The organism is Methylorubrum extorquens (assembly GCF_024169925.1).
Taxonomy (GTDB): domain Bacteria; phylum Pseudomonadota; class Alphaproteobacteria; order Rhizobiales; family Beijerinckiaceae; genus Methylobacterium; species Methylobacterium extorquens_A.
This window is the reverse complement of the sequence record NZ_JALJXF010000001.1, coordinates 4,992,571-5,009,856: the sequence shown is the minus strand read 5'-3', so window position 1 is coordinate 5,009,856 and position 17,286 is coordinate 4,992,571. Positions and strand designations below refer to the sequence as shown.

The following is a 17,286-nucleotide window of genomic DNA, read 5'->3' as shown; positions in this document are numbered from 1 at the left end:
GGCAGCTTCTATGGGGTCACCGATCCGGCGTCAACGGCCAAATCGAGAAAAGTTCCACATCCGACCACGTGGACATCACAGCCTTACGACAGCCTCCTTGGGGGCCGTCATCAGCAGGGAGCCCGCCGCCTCAATCTGGACATGCTGGCCCCGGACATCGTTTCCGTCGGCCGCGCGTCGTACCGCGAAGTCCCATGTCGCTCGCCCAGCGCGAGTCTGGTAGGACAGAGCGGGACAACCGGTCCGAAGCGCCGACGCAGAGGAAGTCCGTGACGCGCGAGCGACTGAAGATCGGTGGAACGGCGGCAGCGGCGAAGCAACGCCCGCCGACGCTGCCGCGAGGCGTCGAACCGCCGCTGAACCTCCTTGGTGCGGATGCCCGGCAGATCGATCGGCGCGACGTCAATCTGCGCTGGCTCTGCGCCAGCGCTCTCACCGGCATCACCGGCGCGCTTCTGATGGGCGCAGCGATCCACGTCTCCCTTCAGGGCGATGCATCGCTTGCGGCCGTCTCGGATCGGCCGAATCTCGGTCCCCGTCCGCAGACGCAGGCGCCCGCCGTCGAGGAGGCTGGGATCGCCTCCGCGCACAAGGGTGACCGCCTCGTTCGCAATCTGATGATCGCATCAGCCAAGCAGAGCTTTCGCACCCCGGTGACGGTGCGCCTCGGCGATCGGGAGATCATCAAGGTCCGGCCCTTCGTCCGGATCTCGTCCAACCTGTCGATGTCGACGGGCGTGTTCGCCAGCGACATCCCACGCTTCGATCCGATGAAGTTCGTCTCCGACGAGCCGCAGGAGCGCGCGCCCGATCCCGGTGCCGCAGACGCACCGGGCGCCGAGGTCACGGTGGTGAAACGCGATCTTGCCGAGATCGCCGTCGATCCGGGCGCCCCCGCGCTCTCGGACGAGGACGTGACCGCGCAGATCGAGGAAGAGCGGCGCCTCGCGGCGGAAGCCGGGCGCCGCACAGCCCTTCCGCTGGCGCCCCAGATCCTGCTCTCGCGCACCCTGCAGCACGGCTCGGCATTCGCCGGGTTCGGCGAGGCGAACGGCCAAGGGAAGGGCAAGCTCGGTGAGGACAACAGCCCGTTCAAGTCGATCGAGGTGCTCGTCGTCCCCGAGAACGTGACGAAGCTCGCCAAGGTGGAGCTGCGCGCCGGCGAGGCGCCGCTGGTCGAGGAACGCGACCTCGCGCTCAAGCGCGGGGAAACCCTCGACGGCGTCCTCAAGGCGACGGGGCACGCCTCCGATCCGGCGATCGCGGGCATCGTCACGGCGCTCGGCGGGAAGGCCAAGGTTGCGGCTCTGTCGGAGGGCCAGCAATTCCGCGCACAATTCGCGCCCGGACCGAAACCCGGTGACGGGCGGCAGGTGACCCGGGTGGTGCTGTTCGGTGAGAGCGGTGTCCAGGCGATTGCAGCGATCAACGATCACGGGGCGTTCGTACCGGTCGCACCGCCGGTGGACGAGTCGCGGGGGCGCAACCGGGAGCAGGCCCAGGCCGAGGCGCCGGACGACGATGAGGAGGACGAGGGCAGCGGCCCGCGGCTCTACCAGAGCCTCTACGAGACCGGCGCACGCCACGACGTGCCGCGCCCGACGATCGAGGACATTATCCGGATCTTCAGCTACGACATCGACTTCCAGCGCCGTATCTCTTCGGGCGACGGGATCGATCTGTTCTACACCTACGACGAGGAGGCCGGCCCCGCCGCCGCCGAGCGGCCGGAACTGCTCTACGCCGCGCTCAACCTCGGAGGCGAGTCGCGCAAGGTCTACCGCTTCCAGTCGCCGGATGACGGCTCGATCGATTATCTCGACGAGCAGGGCCGCTCGCTGAAGAAGTTCCTGATCCGCAAACCCATCGCCGACGGCATCATGCGCTCGGGCTTCGGCTACCGGCGCCACCCGATCCTCGGCTATGCCAAGCTCCATACAGGCGTCGATTGGGCCAACCCGATCGGCACGCCGATCGTGGCCGCCGGCAACGGCACGGTGATCAAGGCGGAATGGGATTCGGGCTATGGCCGCCGGGTCGAGGTCCAGCACATCAACGGCTACGTCACGACCTACAACCACATGTCACGGTTCGCCCGCGGGGTCAGCGCAGGCAGCCGCGTCCGGCAGGGGCAGGTGATCGGCTATGTCGGCTCGACCGGCCTCTCCACAGGCGCGCACCTGCACTACGAGGTGATCATCAACGGGCACTTCGTCGACCCGATGAAGATCCGCGTGCCGCGCGGTCGCGAGCTCGACGGCCGCCTGCTCACCGAGTTCAAGCGCCAGCGCGACCAGACCGAGGCGACGATGCAGAAATCGAAGACCGCCACGGCGATGGCGCAGCGCGACGCGATGCGGTGAGGCGGCCTTCCTTACCGCTCCGCAAAGAAGTCAATGATCCCCATTCTCAACGATCTCCATCAAGTCGAACGTCCTGAGTGCGGTTTGCTCCATGAAGCACTCGCTCGATAGCGGCCCGGCAAGGGTTCCGCCCCGATAGACGTGATAAGGCCATTGACACGTTTGGCTGCGAAATTTCAGCCACGACTGCTGTGCACCCTTCAAGTAAGCCTTACCTTCATCATCGAAGCCAACCATCGCTTGCTGGTAGGTACGGTTCAAAAGCTTGTCCCAAATCGCGTGCTCTCGGCTGATGCACGCGCTCATACCCATCGTGGTGGCGCCATCCTGCGTATCCCGACAAGGTCCAGCCACGCTTCCGATGCAGGTGCGCCGTTTAGCGGACGTCTCCTTGCCCTTGAGGCACGCCTCGATCGTCGCTGCATCCTTCGCAGGCGAGGCGGTGCGATCCGCTTCCTGCGCTAGGGAGGGTGCGGCGAGCGCCCAGGCCGACAAAATCAGGATCGCGCGAAACGATCGCATCGTGCCCAGCCCCCTCATGGTCGCTCGCCGCCCCTCACGGATTCCCGATGGGTCGCTGCGGCACAAGCCCCGTGAGACGCAGGATCAACACAACCGTGAGAACCCAAGCCGCGCCCGCACATCTTCGGCGGTCACGCCCCGGGCGCGCCAATCCGCGAGCGACGCGGAGCCCTTCGACTTGGCGAGCTTTTCGCCGTCCTCCGCCCGGATCAGCGCGTGGTGGTGATAGGCCGGAGCCGGACGGCGCAGAAGATGCTGGAGCAGGGCGTGCAGGTCGGTCGCCGCTTCCAGATCCCGCCCGCGCACGACATGCGTGATCCCCTGCACCGCGTCGTCGCAGACCACGGAGAGGTGATAGCTCGTCGGCACGTCGCGTCGCACGATCACCGCATCGCCCCAACGGGCCGGATTGGCACTGACCGTCTCCTCGGCGCCGTCATCAGGCGAGAAGCGGCGGATGAGGAGGGGATCGGCCAGCGTTCGGAGCGCGGCGGGCATGTCGAGGCGCCAAGTATGCGGCTCGCCTCGCCCGATGCGGGCGCGTCGCGCGTCGGCGGATAGAGCGCGACAGGTGCCGGGATAGAGCGGGGCGCCGTCGGGATCGCGCGAAACCGGTGCGCCGCGCGCCTGACGGGCCGCGACCTCTGCCGCGATCTGCCCCCGTGAGCAGAAACAGGGATAGATCAGGTCCCTCGCCGCCAACGCGTCGCGCGACGCGGCGTAGTCCGCAAAATGCTCGGATTGGCGGCGGATCGGTCCATCGAAGCGAAGGCCGAGCCAGTCGAGGTCGGCCAGGATGCCCGCGACGAATTCGGGCCGGGCGCGGCCGAGATCGATGTCCTCGATGCGCAGGAGCAGCTGTCCGCCGAGGGTCCGGGCGATGCGGGCGTTCAGCAGGGCGGAATAGGCGTGACCGAGATGCAGGCGGCCATTCGGGCTCGGGGCGAAGCGGAGCCTCGGTTCCGGGACTTGCATCGTGTTTTCGGACACGCCGGGACAAGCCCTCGTTACGGCTCCCCGGCGCCGCGCAGGCAGGTCACGGGTCCGGAGGTGCAGGCGATGCCTGGCAGCGAACAGGCGGTTTCCTCGCCGATCCGGCGACAGACCTTGCAGCCGTCGCCCCACTCGGCGCAGCTCTGATTCTGGGCCGGATCCGATGCCGGAACGGCGGTCGGCGTGGGGGGGTGGGCCGCGCGCGGCGCCAGGGCTCCGATCAGCACGGTCGCCGCCACGAGAGCGATCACGCTCCATGTCACCCGGCGGTCGAGGCGGGCGGTCTGCGGATCGATCATAGGGTCTGCGGCCATGGCCCGGTGTTGGCGCGGATGCAGCGGGACTGTCAACGCCGCCGCTTCAGACGGAGGCGGAGTCCGCCGGTGCCAGCCTGAGCGGGCCTGAAACGCAGAGGTTACTGCGGCGTCGTGCAACCAGGGTGGAAACATCCGGCACGCTCATTGCGATACCGTCGAGCGGAACATGAAGAAGCGGCCCTGGGGAGGAGAGATCGACGCCAGCACGGAGCCCCTACGCATGCTCTACGGCCTCTACTTCCTGACCTGCATGGTCGCGAACCCGACCCATTGCGTCATGCGAGTTCACCGCTTCAACGAAGACATCGTCACCCCGCAGCAATGCCTGTCGGTAGCCCAGCCGCAGATGGCGGCGTGGCAGAACGCCCACGGCGACCGCTGGCGCGTGGCCCGCTTCCGCTGCGGCTCGCCCCCGCGGGATGACGGGACGCGGATCTGATCCTCCGCATCCCGCTCCTGTCTCAGGCCGGCTCGGCCGGCTTCGCGACGGTGCCCGCCAGCGCCGCCGCGACGGCGCGGGCGAAGGCCACCGGGTCGCGCGGCGTATCGCCGTCCTGAACGCGGGCGAGGTCGAGCAGCGTGCCGGCCTCTGCCTTCAGATCCGCGCCGGCCTCGGCCCGCTCGTTGAGCGAACGGATCAAGGCGTGGCGCGGGTTGATCTCCAAGATCGGGGCGGAACCGCCGAAACCGCGTCCGGCCCGGCGCAGCAGGCGCTGCATCTGAAGGTCCGGCCCCATGCCGGAGGCGGCGAGCACCACGGCGCTGTCCACGAGTCGGTCTGTGGTCCGCACGTCGGAGACGTCCGGCTCCAGCGCGAGCTTGAGGGCGGCGACGAGCGTGTCGAGTGCGGGCGCGGCCTCGGTCGTCTCACCCTCGGGCTTGAGCTTGGCGAGATCGGCCGAGCCCTGCGTGACCGAGCGCAGGGGCTTGTCCTCGAACTTGCCCAACTGCTCCGGCCAGAACGCATCGACGTGGTCGGAGAGCAGCAGAACCTCGACGCCGCGGGCGCGGAAACCTTCGAGCTGGGCGGAGTTCTTGAGCGCCTCCACGTCGTCGGCGGCAAGGTAGTAGATCGCCTCCTGCTCCGGCTTCATCCGCGAGACGTAGTCGGGCAGCGAGGTCCAGCCCTGCTGCGTTGAGGAGCGGAAGCGCAGCAGCGGCGCGATCTCGGCGCGGCGCTCGAAATCCTCGTAGATGCCTTCCTTCAGCACCGGCCCGAAGTTCTCGAAGAACTTTTGGTATTCCTCGGCCTTCTCCGCGTTCTTCGAGCGGCTCGACAGCTCGTTGATGACGCGGGTGGTCACGGCGCGGCGGATCTTCTGCAGCGTCGGCGTCGATTGCAGCATCTCGCGGGAGACGTTGAGCGGCAGGTCGTCGGTATCGACCACGCCGTGGACGAAGCGAAGCCAGTTCGGCAGCAGCTCGGCCTCGTCGGTGATGAACATGCGCCGCACGTGCAGCCGCACCTTCGAGCGCCGGTCGTCCTCCACCGGCATGAACGGCTTCATGCTCGGCACGAACAGGAGGCCGGTGAATTCGAGTGCGCCCTCTGCCCGCCAATGCAGCGTCGCCCAGGGCTCGTCGAAGCCGTGGCTGACGGTGCGGTAGAACTCCTTGTATTGCTCGTCCGTGATTTCCGACTTCGGCTTGCGCCAGAGCGCGGTGCCGCGGTTGGCCGCCTCCTCCTTGCCCTCTTCATCGCGAATCGCGATCGGCACGGCGATGTTGTCGGCCCATTTGCGCACGACGTGGTCGAGCCGGTAGCTCTCCAGATACTCGTCGGCGTCCTCTTTCATGTACAGCACGATGTCGGTGCCGGGCTGCTCGCGGCTCGCCGGCTCAAGCGTGTAGCTGCCCTTGCCGTCGGAGGCCCAGGTCCAGGCCTCGTCCGAGCCCGCCCGGCGCGAGGTGACGGTGACGCGGTCGGCCACCATGAAGGCGGAGTAGAAGCCGACGCCGAACTGGCCGATCAGGCTCGGGCGCTGGTCCTCGCCGCTCTCCGCCGCCCGCTCGCCGAGCGCCTGCGAGAAGGCGCGGGTGCCCGAACGGGCGATGGTGCCGAGGTTCTGCGCCAGATCCTCCTTGCTCATGCCGACCCCGGCATCCGAGATCGTGAGCGTGCGCGCCGCCTTGTCGGGGGCGATCAGCACCCGGGCGTCGGAGGGCAGCGCCAGGGCCTCGTTGGTCAGCGCCTCGAAGCGGCGCCGGTCGGTCGCGTCGGCGGCATTGGCCACCAACTCGCGCAGGAAAATCTCGCGGTCGGAATAGAGCGCGTGGACGACGAGGTCCAACAGGCGCCCGACCTCGGCACCGAATTCGTGCCGCTCTACCGTCTCGCTCAAAGGCCACTCTCCCCGTCTGGCGTGCCGCACTGGAACCCCCGCGCCGATGCGGCGGGTGTTCGGTGGAACACGCGAAAAAGCGGGGGCGATATGCCCATGGCGAGACGGCAATTCAATCGCTGCGGGCGTGTGTCGGCGGCGAAATTGTCGCGGTTCAGGCCGCCAAAGCCGTCGGCGATGCCGTGCTCACGGCCGGCGCGGACTCGATGCGTTGGTGCACGGTGTCGAACGCGGTGCGGATCGCTGTCACCGCATCCTCGACGGCGACCAGAGCGGCGAGCTGCATATTGCCCGGAACTTCGCCGACGCGGCGCGTCGCGAAGACAATGGAATGCTCGAGCCGCAACAGCTCTTCCTCGGCACTCGCACCGGAAAGATGAGACAAACGCTGAAGCGCGGCCTCCAGAGCATGGCGCAAGACAAGTGTTCTCACACGATCCTGAAGGATCGCCCGTTCGTTCTGCTTCATGTGCGGAGATACCTGCCGATTCGCGAGGGCGATCATGTCATCCCGCCCGCATCGGCGCAGTTCCTTTTCTGCAACATTTGCTGAAAGGCAGAGGTGCTGCCTGGAACCATTTCGGCGTTTCGAGAATCCGCCCGGCTCCGACGCATCCTGAGCGCGCATCCGGAGCCACCTGCGATCCTGCAAGAGCCGATCGCGCGGCCGGGGAATGCCGGGGGTGCGCCGTGGCGGCGCGCGCGGCAGTTGCCCTTCGCGCCGACGCGTGGTCCTGATCGGGCCTCTCGGCCCGTCCGATCTCAGGTTTCGTCAGAGTCCGTCATGCCCGACACGCCCGTCTTCGCCCACGCGGCCGTCGCCGCCCCCCATGCGCTGGCGGCGACCGCCGGCCAGAACGTGCTGGCGCAGGGCGGCAACGCCATCGAGGCGATGGTCGCCATGGCCGCCGCCATCGCGGTGGTCTACCCGCACATGAACGGCATCGGCGGCGACGGCTTCTGGCTGATCCGCGAGCGGAACGGCCGCGTGCGCGGCATCGAGGCCTGCGGCCCGGCCGGCCGGCTCGCGACCCGCGCCCGCTACCGCGAGAAGGAGCTCGAGGCGATCCCCTCCCGCGGCCCCGACGCGGCGGTGACGGTGGCCGGCACCATCGGAGGTTGGCGCCTCGCCCTCGACATGGCGCACGCCTTCGGCGGCCGGCTCCCCCTCGACACGATCCTCGCCGACGCCATCCGCCACGCCCGCCAGGGGTGCCCGGTCTCGGCCTCGGAGGCACGCTACGTCCCGAAGGAGCTCGACACGCTCCACGACGCGCCGAATTTCGCCGCGACCTATCTCGATGACGGCAAGCCCTACGCGGCGGGCGCGATCCGGGCGCAGCCGAAGCTCGCCGACACCCTGGAACAGCTCGTCCATGCCGGACTCGACGACTTCTACCGGGGCGATATCGGCCGAGAGATCGCCAGCGACCTGGAACGCCTCGGCGCCCCCATCACCCGCGCCGACCTCGCCGCCTACGCCGCCAAGGAGCGGGCGCCCCTGACGCTGCGGCGGCGCGATGCCACGCTCTACAACTTCCCGCCGCCGACCCAGGGCCTCGCGGCGCTGATCATCCTCGGGATCTTCGACCGGCTGAACATCGCCGAGCCGGAGAGCACCGCCCATTATCACGGGCTGATCGAGGCGACGAAGCGCGCCTTCGCCGTCCGCGACCGCTTCGTCACCGACTTCGACCGCCTCAAGGGCGACCCGGCCGCCTTCCTCGATCCGAAGCGCCTCGACCGCGAGGCCGCGCTGATCGACATGCGGCGTGCGGCGAACATCCCGGTCCGCTCGGGCGAGGGCGACACCGTCTGGATGGGCGCGATCGACAACGAGGGCATGGCCGTCTCCTTCATCCAGTCGGTCTACTGGGAATACGGCTCCGGCACGGTGCTGCCGGGAACCGGCATATGCTGGCAGAACCGCGGCATGTCGTTCTCGCTCGATGCCAACGCCGTGAACCCGCTGGAGCCGGGCCGGCGCCCGTTCCACACCCTGATCCCGGCTTTGGCCGCCTTCGACGACGGCCGGGTGATGTCCTACGGCTCCATGGGCGGCGACGGGCAGCCGCAGTTCCAGGCGCAGATCTTCACCCGCTACGCCGATTACGGGATGTCGGTGGCCGATGCGGTCGACGCGCCGCGCCTGCTCTACGGCCGCACCTGGGGCGCCGAGTCGTTGAGCGTGAAGGTCGAGGACCGGTTCGATCCGGCTTGTATCGCGGCGCTCAAGCGGATGGGGCACGACATCGAGGAACTGGGCGGCGCCTACATCGACTCGCTGGGTCATGCCGGCATGCTGGTGCGCCACATCAAGAACGGGCGAATCGAAGCGACGCACGATCCGCGCTCCGACGGCGGCGCGGCGGGGCTTTGAGCTGAGACGCGGCTTGCCCCGCTGACAATGCAAGCTACCCTCCCGCCGAAGTCCGACCGACAAGCGGGCGCAACGGGAGGCTCCGCCTTGTCCCACTTCATCAACGACCGTGCCGGGCTCGTCACCGACGCCATCGACGGGCTGGTCGCGGGCAGCGGCGGGGCGCTGGCGCAGCTCGACGGCTACCCCGAGATCCGCGTGGTGCTGCAGGCCGAGCCCGAGTCCGGCAAGGTCGCCGTAATCTCCGGCGGCGGCTCGGGGCACGAGCCGGCCCATGCCGGCTTCGTCGGGCCGGGGCTGCTCGCGGCGGCGGTGTGCGGCGACGTGTTCGCCTCCCCTTCCGTCGATGCGGTGCTTGCCGGCATCCTGGCTGTGACGGGCGAGGCCGGCTGCGTCCTCGTCGTGAAGAACTATGCCGGCGACCGCCTGAATTTCGGCCTCGCCGCCGAGCGCGCCCGTGGGTTGGGCCGCCGGGTCGAGACCGTGCTGGTGGCCGACGACATCGCCCTGCCGGACGCGGCCCAGCCGCGGGGGCTCGCCGGCACGCTCCTCGTCCACAAGGCCGCGGGCCATGCCGCCGCCTCCGGCGCGCCGCTCGCCGAGGTGGCGGCTTTGGCCCGGCGCACGGCCGGCGCGGTGCGCACCCTCGGCATCGCCGTCTCCACCGCGACGATACCAGGCTCGAAACCGGAGCCGCGCCTGAACGAAGGCCAGGCGGAACTCGGCCTCGGCATCCACGGCGAGCCCGGCATCGAGCGGATCGATTTACCCCACGCCGACGCCCTCGCCGAACGCATGGCCGCGCGCTTTGCCGCCCCCATCGCGGGGGCCGAGAGGCTGGCGCTCCTCGTCAACAATCTCGGCGCGACCACGGCCCTGGAGATGGCGGTGCTGACGAAGGCGGTGCTCGCGACCGACCTCGGACGGCGGGTGCGGCTGCTCCTCGGCCCCTCCCCGGCCATGACCGCGCTCGACATGCACGGCGCCTCCCTCACCTTCCTGGCGCTGGACGACACCATCGAGGCCGCCCTTCTCTCCGAGACACCGGTCGCCGCCTGGCCGCGCGCCCGGATCTTAGGCGAGCCGATCGTCCGGCCGTTGCCGGAGGGGCTGGCCGGCGGGCCGGCACTGGCGCCCTCGCGGGATGCCAGCGTCGCCGCGCGGATCGAGGCGGTGGGTCAGGCGCTGATCGCGGCGGAGGCCTCGCTCAACGCCCTCGACGCGCGAGTGGGTGACGGCGACACCGGCTCGACCTTCGCGGAGGGTGCGCGTGCCGTGCTGGCCGGTCTCGACCGGCTACCCCAAGCCGAGCCCGCCGCGCTGTGCCGGGCGCTGGGTGAGCGCCTCGGGCGTGCCACGGGCGGGTCGAGCGGCGTGCTGCTCTCGATCTTCTTTGCTGCCACCGGCGCGGCGCTCGCCGAGGGTGCGGACTGGCCGGCAGCCTGCGCCGCCGGCGTCGCGCGGGTGCGCGAAATCGGCGGCGCCGGCCCCGGCGACCGCACGATGCTCGACGCGGCGATTCCGGCGATCGAGGCGCTGGCAACCTCCGGCCTCGGCGCAGCGGCGCGGGCCGCCCGCGCAGGCGCCGAGGCAACCGCCGGGATGGAGCGTGCCAGGACCGGCCGCTCCAGCTACCTCGCCGGCCGCGACCTGAAGGGCCACCCCGATCCCGGCGCGGTTGCGGTGGCGATCGCCTTCGAAGCACTGGCTGCGGACGTCACGTGAGTGGAGCGACCATGAGCACCCCGAACCAGGACCAGAGCGACTACTGGAACGGCGAGGTCGGGCAACGCTGGGCCCTCTACCACGAGGCGCTCGACACGGCTTTCGCGCCCTTTACCCAGGCCCTGTTCGCCCGCGCCGCGCTCACGCCCGGCATCCGCGTGCTCGATATCGGCTGCGGGGCGGGCGACACCGCGCTCCACGCGGCGAGGAAGGTCGGGAGCGGCGGCCACGTCACCGCCGCCGACCTGTCAGAGCCGCTGCTGACCGTCGGCCGCGAGCGGGCGGCGCGGGAGGCGCCGGGCGCCGCCCCGATCGATTGGCTTCGGGCCGACGCCCAGGATCATGCCTTCGGCGCCCACTTCGATCACGCCCTCTCCCGCTTCGGCATCATGTTTTTTGAGGATTCCGCTGCGGCCTTCGCCAACATTCGCCATTCTCTTGCTCCGGGCGGACGGATGAACTTCCTGTGCTGGCGAAGCATGGCGGAGAACGCCTGGGTCACCCTCGCGCGGGATGCGGTCCTTCCGATCCTGCCCGAGGCCGAGGCACCGCAGCCGGGCGCGCCGGGCCCCTTCCGCTTCGCCGAGCCGGAGACGCTTCTGCCTCTTCTTGAGGCAGCCGGTTTTCACGCCGTCGAATGCGAGCCCGTGGATCGGATGATGCGGGTCGGCGACACTCCTGAGGCAGCGGCCGACTTCGTGGCGACCCGCGGCCCCATCGCTCGCCTGCTGCGCGAGCGGGAGCCGGCCGTGAAGGACGCTGCCTCGAAAATCATCACCGAGCTTTTCCAAGACCGTTTCGGGTCCGGCCCGGTGGAACTCGGCGCCGCCTGCTGGCTCGTCACTGCGCGAACCTGAGGTTCTTCTTTGGCACGCCCCTTGCCAAGGCCCAGTGCCGGAAGGGAGTGAATGATGCATACAATTTCCGATCGGACGCGGTGGATCCAGCTCGGGCTCGGTCTCCTCGTCATGATGACGATCTCCAGTCCGCAATATGTCTGGACGCTGTTCGTGAAGCCGTTCCAGGCGACCACCGGCGCGAGTCTCGCCGCCGTGCAGGTCGCCTTCACGATGCTGATCGTGCTTCAGACGTTCTTCTCGCCGGTGCAGGGCTGGCTGATCGAGCGCTTCAGCGCCAAGGCGATGATCGCGCTCGGCGCCGCCCTGTCGGGGCTGGGCTGGGTCGCGGCCTCCTACACCGACACGCTGTGGGGCCTCTACGCGACCTACGGCCTGCTCTGCGGGCTGGGCACCGGCATCGTCTATGTCGGCGTGGTCGGCCTGATGGTGCGCTGGTTCCCCGAGCGGCGCGGCTTCGCGGCTGGCGTCGTGGCGGCGGGCTACGGCATGGGCGCCATCGCCACCACCTTCCCCATCACCGACATGATCGCGGGCTCGGGCTACCGCCACACGCTTTTCGTGTTCGGCGCGGTCATGGCCGTGATCGGTGTCGCGGCAGCGCTCGGCCTGCGCACGCCCAAGGCCGGCGAGACCCCCGCCATCCCCGCCGACAAGGTGGCGAGCGCCGCCCGCGACGTGGCCCCGGCCCAGATGCTCAAGACCCCGCTGTTCTGGCTGATGTTCGCCATGATGGCGATGATGTCGACCGGCGGCCTGATGGTGGTCGCGCAGTTCTCCGCCTTCGCCAAGGAATTCGGCGTCGCCGACGCGATGGTGTTCGGCTTCGCGGCGCTGCCCTTCGCACTCACCTTCGACCGGATCACCAACGGCCTGACGCGGCCCTTCTTCGGCTGGGTCTCCGATCATGTCGGCCGCGAGAACACCATGGCGGTGGCCTTCGCGCTCGAAGCCGTCGCCATCGGCCTGCTGCTGATGTTCCGTGAGAACGCCTACGCCTTCGCCCTGCTCTCGGGCGTCGTGTTCTTCGCCTGGGGCGAGATCTTCTCGCTGTTCCCCTCCACCCTCACCGACACCTTCGGCACCAAGCACGCCACCACCAACTACGGCTTCCTCTACATGGCCCAGGGCGTCGGCTCGCTGCTCGGCGGTCCCGTGGCCGCGCTGATCCACGACGCGGTCGGAAGCTGGGTGCCGGTCTTCGGCATCGCCATCGGCCTCGACCTCGTGGTGGCGGCACTCGCGTGGTTCGTGCTCAAGCCCGCCCGCCGCGCCTATCTCGGCGTGCCCGGACCGGCCGTGCCGGACGTCGCCCTGCCGCTCGCTGCCCGGCCGGCGGCGGGCTGAGGCGCAGCCCGCTCTCAGCCCCTGGCCGTTCAGGCCGGGGGCGCGTAACGAAGTCCGCGAGACGGTTCCCGTCATCGCGGACTTCTTGCATGCAATCGACCCTGTGGCAGCCGCTGCCATGACGGCGCCGTCCCGTGAGCCCGATCACGCCCCCTGGCTCGCCATCGTCGGCCTCGGTGAGGACGGGCGGGCGGGCCTCTCGCCCGCCGCCGCCGCCGCTATCGATGCGGCGGAGGTGGTCTATGGCGGGCGCCGCCACCTCGCCCTGGCGGCGCCGCTGGCCGCCGAGACCCGGCCCTGGCCGAGCCCGATCGATACGGCTTATCCCGGCATCCTGGCGCGGCGCGGCCGGCCGACCTGCATCCTCGCCACCGGCGACCCGTTCCATTACGGCATCGGCGCCGAACTTGCCCGGCGGGTGCCGGCGCACGAGATCCGCGCCTTCCCGCAGCCCTCCGCCTTCAGCCTCGCCGCCGCCCGGCTCGGCTGGTCGCTGCCCGAGACGGCGTGCCTGACCCTGCACGGGCGCGACCTTTTCGGCATCGTGCCGCATCTCCAGCCCGGCGCCCGCATTCTCGCCCTGTCCTGGGACGGCGCGACGCCCGCGGCGGTCGCGCATCTCCTGGCCGAGCGCGGGTTCGGTGGTTCGCGACTGACCGTGCTCGAAGCCATGGGCGGCCCGAACGAGCGGGTTCGCGAGGCACGGGCGGAAAATTTCGCCTTGAGCGAGATCGCCGCCCTCAACACCCTCGCGGTCGCGGTGGAAGCGGCGCCCGGCGCCCGGATCGTCCCGCTGAGCCCCGGCCTCGCCGACACGTGGTTCGAGAATGACGGCCAGCTCACCAAGGCCGAGATCCGCGCGGTGACGCTCGCGGCCCTGCGCCCGCGGGCCGGCGAGACCCTGTGGGATCTCGGGGCCGGCGCCGGCTCGGTCTCGATCGAGTGGTGCCTGCGCCATCCCGCCAACCGCGCCGTCGCGGTCGAGCGCCGACCGGACCGGGCCGAGCGGATCGCCCGCAACGCGCGGGCCCTCGGCGTCGGCCCCCGTGTGCAGGTCGTCGCCGGCGGCTCGCTCGCGTCGCTGCCCACCCTCCCCTCCCCTCGGGCGGTCTTCGTTGGCGGCGGTGTCGCCGAGCCCGGCCTGCTCGCCGCGTGCCGCGATGCGCTCCCGCACGACGGCCGCTGCGTTGCCAACGCCGTCACCCTGGAGGGCGAGGCCGCCCTGCTCGCGGCCTTCGCGCAAGCCGGCGGCGCCCTGCGGCGGCTCTCCGTCGCCCATGCCGTGCCGGTCGGCGGCCTCACCGGCTGGCGCCCGGCCATGCCGATCACCCAGTGGGTCTGGACGAAGCCGTGACGCCGCCCCGCCTCGTCGCCGGCATCGGTTTCCGCCGGGCCACGACGACCGCGGAGATCGTCGCGCTGCTGAACCGGGCACTTGCCGAGGCCGGGCTCGCATCCGAACAGCTGAGTGCCATCGCCACCGCCGCGGACCGGGCCGGCGAACCGGCAATCCGCGAGGCTGCCGCCGCCTTCGGCCTCGCGCCGATCGCGCTCGATGCGGCGGCCCTGACAGCCGTCGATGCACGGGTCGTGACCCGCTCGGCCCGGATCGAGGCGAGCCGCAGCGTCGGCTCGGTGGCGGAGGCCGCGGCCCTGGCCTGCGCCGGCCCTGGGGCGCACCTCGTCTTGCCCCGCATCGCGAGCGCTGCCGCCACCTGCGCCCTCGCGGTCAGTCCGTCAGGATTTTCTTAACCGCAAAACCGCAACGCCCGACCGATGAAGGGAACCTTTCACGCGACCTGAGCCAAAACTGCACCGTACAGCAGGGAGGCGCGGGCAATGACGGACTTGTCGGTTCCCACCCTGCAGTTCACCGATTTCCTGGTCTTCGGCGCCTGTGCCGCGATCTTTCTCTGCGCGTGGCTGCTGAACCGGCAGAAGACCTACTTCCTCTGCTTCGGCGCGAGTTACGCGGTCTGCGCGACCATGGCCGTGTGGTTCGTGGATTTCGGTTATTACGGCAGCATCTGGTCGCCGTTCGGCTGGTCGCTCGCCGGGGCGGCCTTCTGGATCGGGCTTCGGCTCTTCGACGGACGCCCGGCGGTGACGGGGCCGATGATCGGCCTGTTCCTGCTCCCCACGGCCACGCATCTCGGGCTCACGCTCGCGGGCGCCAGCCCCACCGCGGTCAATGCCGGCAGCACGATCGCCTACGCCATCCACGAGGCTGCGGCGGCCGTTTATGTCCTGCGAAGTTCACCGCGGCGATCCCCGCTGCGCCACCTGGTCGCCGGGGCCCTGCTCGCAATCGCGCTGGTGATCTGCCTGCCCCTGCTGCCGGTGTCCGAGGCGTCGGTCCGCCTGTCCGTCATCGCCATCTTCATCGTCGATCACATCACCTCCATCCTCCTCATCACGGCGATTCTCGCCCTGGAGGCGGAGCGGGCCTATGCCGCCGTCGCGCGGATGGCGCGGACGGATGCCTTGACGGGCGCACTGAACCGGCAGGGCCTCGCGGCCGAGACCGGGAGCGTGTCGGAGGCCGGCATCATCGTTGCGGACCTCGACCACTTCAAAGCGATCAATGACCGGTTCGGACATGCTGCGGGCGACGCGGTGTTGCGCGACTTCGCCGCGCGGGCGACCGCGCTCCTGCCCGAGGGCGGCCATCTCGCGCGGTTGGGCGGCGAGGAGTTCGGAATCGTGCTGCCGGGGCGCGATCACAACGCGACGACCTATCTCGCCGAACGTCTGCGCCGCGCGGTCGGCGGCGCGCCCATCGCCTGGAATGGATCGGCCGTTCCGATCACGGTAAGCATCGGCGTCGCGATGCTCGGGGCCGGCGAGGCGTTGAGCGAGAGCCTGGAGCGCGCCGACAAGGCGCTCTACGACGCCAAGTCCGACGGCCGGAACCGCGTCCGGGTCGCGTAAGCCCGGTGGCCCGAAGGAACGTAGAACGGGCACCGCTCACCGCCTCCGCCGCCTTTGAAACCCGCACCTCAGACTGTCCGATCGCCTTGTGACACGCTGCCGATTCTCTCCGCCGCGAAGCGCTCACGGAGCCATGCGGCGGCAGGCCCGCAGGGCCGCTGCTTGTGCCAGACCAGTTCGAGGGCGATGGGCCAGTCGCCCTTGTCGAACTGCAGGTCCGGCGTGACGAGGTCCGGCGCCGTGAGGGACGAGGCGATGACGTGATCGGTGACGAAAGCCCAGCCGATCCCGTGCTTCACCATCTCCAGGATCACCCAGTGGCTCTCGACCCACCATACCTCGGCCGCCACCCGCAGACGGCGCTTCTCCGGTCCGTCGCTGCGCGCGGCCACGAGGATCTGGCGGTGGCGCTTCAGCTCCTCCCACTCCACCCGTGCCTTGGCGAGGGGGTGGTCGCGTCCGCAGACGAGCTTGAGCGGCACCCAGCCGATGGTCTGGAAGCCGAGTTCCGTCGGTAGGACCTCCTGGCGCCACATCACGCCGAGGTCGGCGGCGCCCGACTGCACCATGCGGCTGACATCCTCCATCAGCGGGAAGAGCAGTTCCAGCTCCACGAAGGGGAAGGCTTGAGCGAACTCGGCGAAGAGGGCGCCGAGCGCGTGCTCGGGGTAGAGCTCGTCGATGGCGACGACCAGCCGGTTCTCGATCCCCTGCTCCAGGCTGCTCGCCACACCGATCAGGTGCTCGCGCCGGTCGAGCACCACGCGCGCCTCCAACAGCAGGCGCTCTCCTGCCGGTGTCAGCACCGGGTTCCGGCCCGTCCGGCTGAACAGCGCCAGCCCCAGATCGGTCTCGAGGTTGGCCACTTGCGTGCTGATGGCCGATTGCGCCTTCCGCAACACACGGGCGGCGCCCGAGAACGACCCGGCCTCGGCCGCCGCCACGAAGGCCTGAAGCTGGTCGAGCGAGACGGCCATCCATCTGTTCTCCAGATATATCCTAACTTGGCACCATTGGTATCACAGATAGAAGGCGGCGGACCAACCCAGATCGTCCGAGTCAAACCATGCGCACCACACGCGACCGTATCCGCCACGCCCTCCTGTTCGAGGTGTTCGGCCTTGCGCTCATCATCCCGTTCGGCACCGTGCTGTTCGGGCTGCACGCCTCCGACATGGGGGTGATCGGCGTGGGTAGCGCCATCACCGCGGCCGCGTGGAACTACGTCTACAATCTCGGCTTCGATCGAGCGATGCAGCGGTGGACCGGGCACACGCGCAAGAGCCTCGTTCTGCGGGTGGGGCACGCCGTACTGTTCGAAGCGGGGCTGCTCCTGATCCTGCTGCCGCCGATCGCTTGGTATCTCGGCATCAGCCTCGGCCAAGCCTTCGTCATGGATCTCGCGATCGCCGCCTTCTATGTGGCCTACGCCTTCGTCTTCAATCTGGCCTACGATCGGGCCTTCCCGCTGCCGGGCTGGGGCGAGGCCGCGGCGGCGTCCCGCTGAGC

At 69.8% G+C, this 17,286-nt stretch carries 16 protein-coding genes; 10 read left to right on the top strand and 6 right to left on the bottom strand.

Annotated elements, in window-relative coordinates; all coding sequences use genetic code 11:
- Positions 1-269: 269 nt before the first annotated feature.
- Complete coding sequence (locus tag J2W78_RS23315; RefSeq protein WP_253373927.1) at positions 270-2,363, top strand: M23 family metallopeptidase; 2,094 nt, start codon at positions 270-272, stop codon at positions 2,361-2,363.
- A 30-nt stretch (positions 2,364-2,393) separates the two neighbouring features.
- Here J2W78_RS23315 and J2W78_RS23310 read toward each other — a convergent pair whose 3' ends face one another.
- The 3 genes from J2W78_RS23310 to J2W78_RS23300 all read right to left on the bottom strand — a co-directional run bounded on the left by J2W78_RS23310 (position 2,394) and on the right by J2W78_RS23300 (position 4,192).
- Complete coding sequence (locus J2W78_RS23310) at positions 2,394-2,903, bottom strand: lysozyme inhibitor LprI family protein (RefSeq protein WP_253373926.1); 510 nt, start codon at positions 2,901-2,903, stop codon at positions 2,394-2,396.
- 66 nt (positions 2,904-2,969) lie between these two features.
- Positions 2,970-3,860 carry a tRNA glutamyl-Q(34) synthetase GluQRS gene (gene gluQRS / locus J2W78_RS23305; RefSeq protein WP_253373925.1) on the bottom strand — a complete coding sequence of 297 codons (891 nt, stop codon included), beginning with the start codon at positions 3,858-3,860 and terminating at the stop codon, positions 2,970-2,972.
- Positions 3,861-3,892: 32 nt separating this feature from the next.
- Entirely contained in the window at positions 3,893-4,192 is a 300-nt protein-coding gene (locus J2W78_RS23300) for a hypothetical protein (RefSeq protein ID WP_253373924.1), read from the bottom strand.
- 169 nt (positions 4,193-4,361) lie between these two features.
- On the opposite strand from J2W78_RS23300, the gene J2W78_RS23295 reads away from it, so the two are divergent.
- Positions 4,362-4,634 carry a hypothetical protein gene (locus J2W78_RS23295; RefSeq protein ID WP_253373923.1) on the top strand — a complete coding sequence of 91 codons (273 nt, stop codon included), beginning with the start codon at positions 4,362-4,364 and terminating at the stop codon, positions 4,632-4,634.
- Between the two features lie 22 nt (positions 4,635-4,656).
- On the opposite strand, the gene htpG is transcribed toward J2W78_RS23295, so the two are convergent.
- Positions 4,657-6,537: a molecular chaperone HtpG gene (gene htpG, locus J2W78_RS23290; RefSeq protein ID WP_253373922.1), complete on the bottom strand. Its 1,881-nt coding sequence runs from the start codon at positions 6,535-6,537 to the stop codon at positions 4,657-4,659.
- Between the two features lie 154 nt (positions 6,538-6,691).
- On the bottom strand, positions 6,692-7,006 hold the full coding sequence (locus tag J2W78_RS23285; RefSeq protein ID WP_367399412.1) for a hypothetical protein: 315 nt from the start codon (positions 7,004-7,006) through the stop codon (positions 6,692-6,694).
- Between the two features lie 315 nt (positions 7,007-7,321).
- Between J2W78_RS23285 and J2W78_RS23280 the strand changes: the two genes are divergently transcribed.
- The 7 genes from J2W78_RS23280 to J2W78_RS23250 all read left to right on the top strand — a co-directional run bounded on the left by J2W78_RS23280 (position 7,322) and on the right by J2W78_RS23250 (position 15,777).
- Positions 7,322-8,917, top strand: a complete 1,596-nt coding sequence (locus tag J2W78_RS23280; RefSeq protein WP_253373920.1) for a gamma-glutamyltransferase family protein — start codon at positions 7,322-7,324, stop codon at positions 8,915-8,917.
- 87 nt (positions 8,918-9,004) lie between these two features.
- A complete protein-coding gene (locus J2W78_RS23275; RefSeq protein WP_253373919.1) occupies positions 9,005-10,642 on the top strand; it encodes a dihydroxyacetone kinase subunit DhaK in 1,638 nt (545 codons plus the stop codon).
- Positions 10,643-10,653: 11 nt separating this feature from the next.
- Positions 10,654-11,499: a class I SAM-dependent methyltransferase gene (locus J2W78_RS23270; RefSeq protein ID WP_253373918.1), complete on the top strand. Its 846-nt coding sequence runs from the start codon at positions 10,654-10,656 to the stop codon at positions 11,497-11,499.
- A gap of 54 nt (positions 11,500-11,553) precedes the next feature.
- On the top strand, positions 11,554-12,846 hold the full coding sequence (gene oxlT / locus J2W78_RS23265) for an oxalate/formate MFS antiporter (protein WP_253374125.1): 1,293 nt from the start codon (positions 11,554-11,556) through the stop codon (positions 12,844-12,846).
- Positions 12,847-12,964: 118 nt separating this feature from the next.
- Positions 12,965-14,200 carry a precorrin-6y C5,15-methyltransferase (decarboxylating) subunit CbiE gene (cbiE, locus tag J2W78_RS23260; RefSeq protein ID WP_253373917.1) on the top strand — a complete coding sequence of 412 codons (1,236 nt, stop codon included), beginning with the start codon at positions 12,965-12,967 and terminating at the stop codon, positions 14,198-14,200.
- Positions 14,179-14,598 carry a cobalamin biosynthesis protein gene (locus J2W78_RS23255; protein WP_253373916.1) on the top strand — a complete coding sequence of 140 codons (420 nt, stop codon included), beginning with the start codon at positions 14,179-14,181 and terminating at the stop codon, positions 14,596-14,598. The genes cbiE and J2W78_RS23255 overlap by 22 nt, the downstream gene beginning before the upstream one ends.
- 87 nt (positions 14,599-14,685) lie before the next feature.
- Positions 14,686-15,777 carry a GGDEF domain-containing protein gene (locus tag J2W78_RS23250; RefSeq protein ID WP_253373915.1) on the top strand — a complete coding sequence of 364 codons (1,092 nt, stop codon included), beginning with the start codon at positions 14,686-14,688 and terminating at the stop codon, positions 15,775-15,777.
- Positions 15,778-15,845: 68 nt separating this feature from the next.
- Here the strand turns inward: J2W78_RS23250 and J2W78_RS23245 are convergent, their stop codons facing one another.
- Complete coding sequence (locus J2W78_RS23245; protein ID WP_253373914.1) at positions 15,846-16,754, bottom strand: LysR family transcriptional regulator; 909 nt, start codon at positions 16,752-16,754, stop codon at positions 15,846-15,848.
- An 89-nt stretch (positions 16,755-16,843) separates the two neighbouring features.
- Here J2W78_RS23245 and J2W78_RS23240 point away from each other — a divergent pair, with 89 nt between their 5' ends.
- Positions 16,844-17,284: a PACE efflux transporter gene (locus tag J2W78_RS23240; protein ID WP_253373913.1), complete on the top strand. Its 441-nt coding sequence runs from the start codon at positions 16,844-16,846 to the stop codon at positions 17,282-17,284.
- The last annotated feature ends 2 nt before the right edge of the window (positions 17,285-17,286 follow it).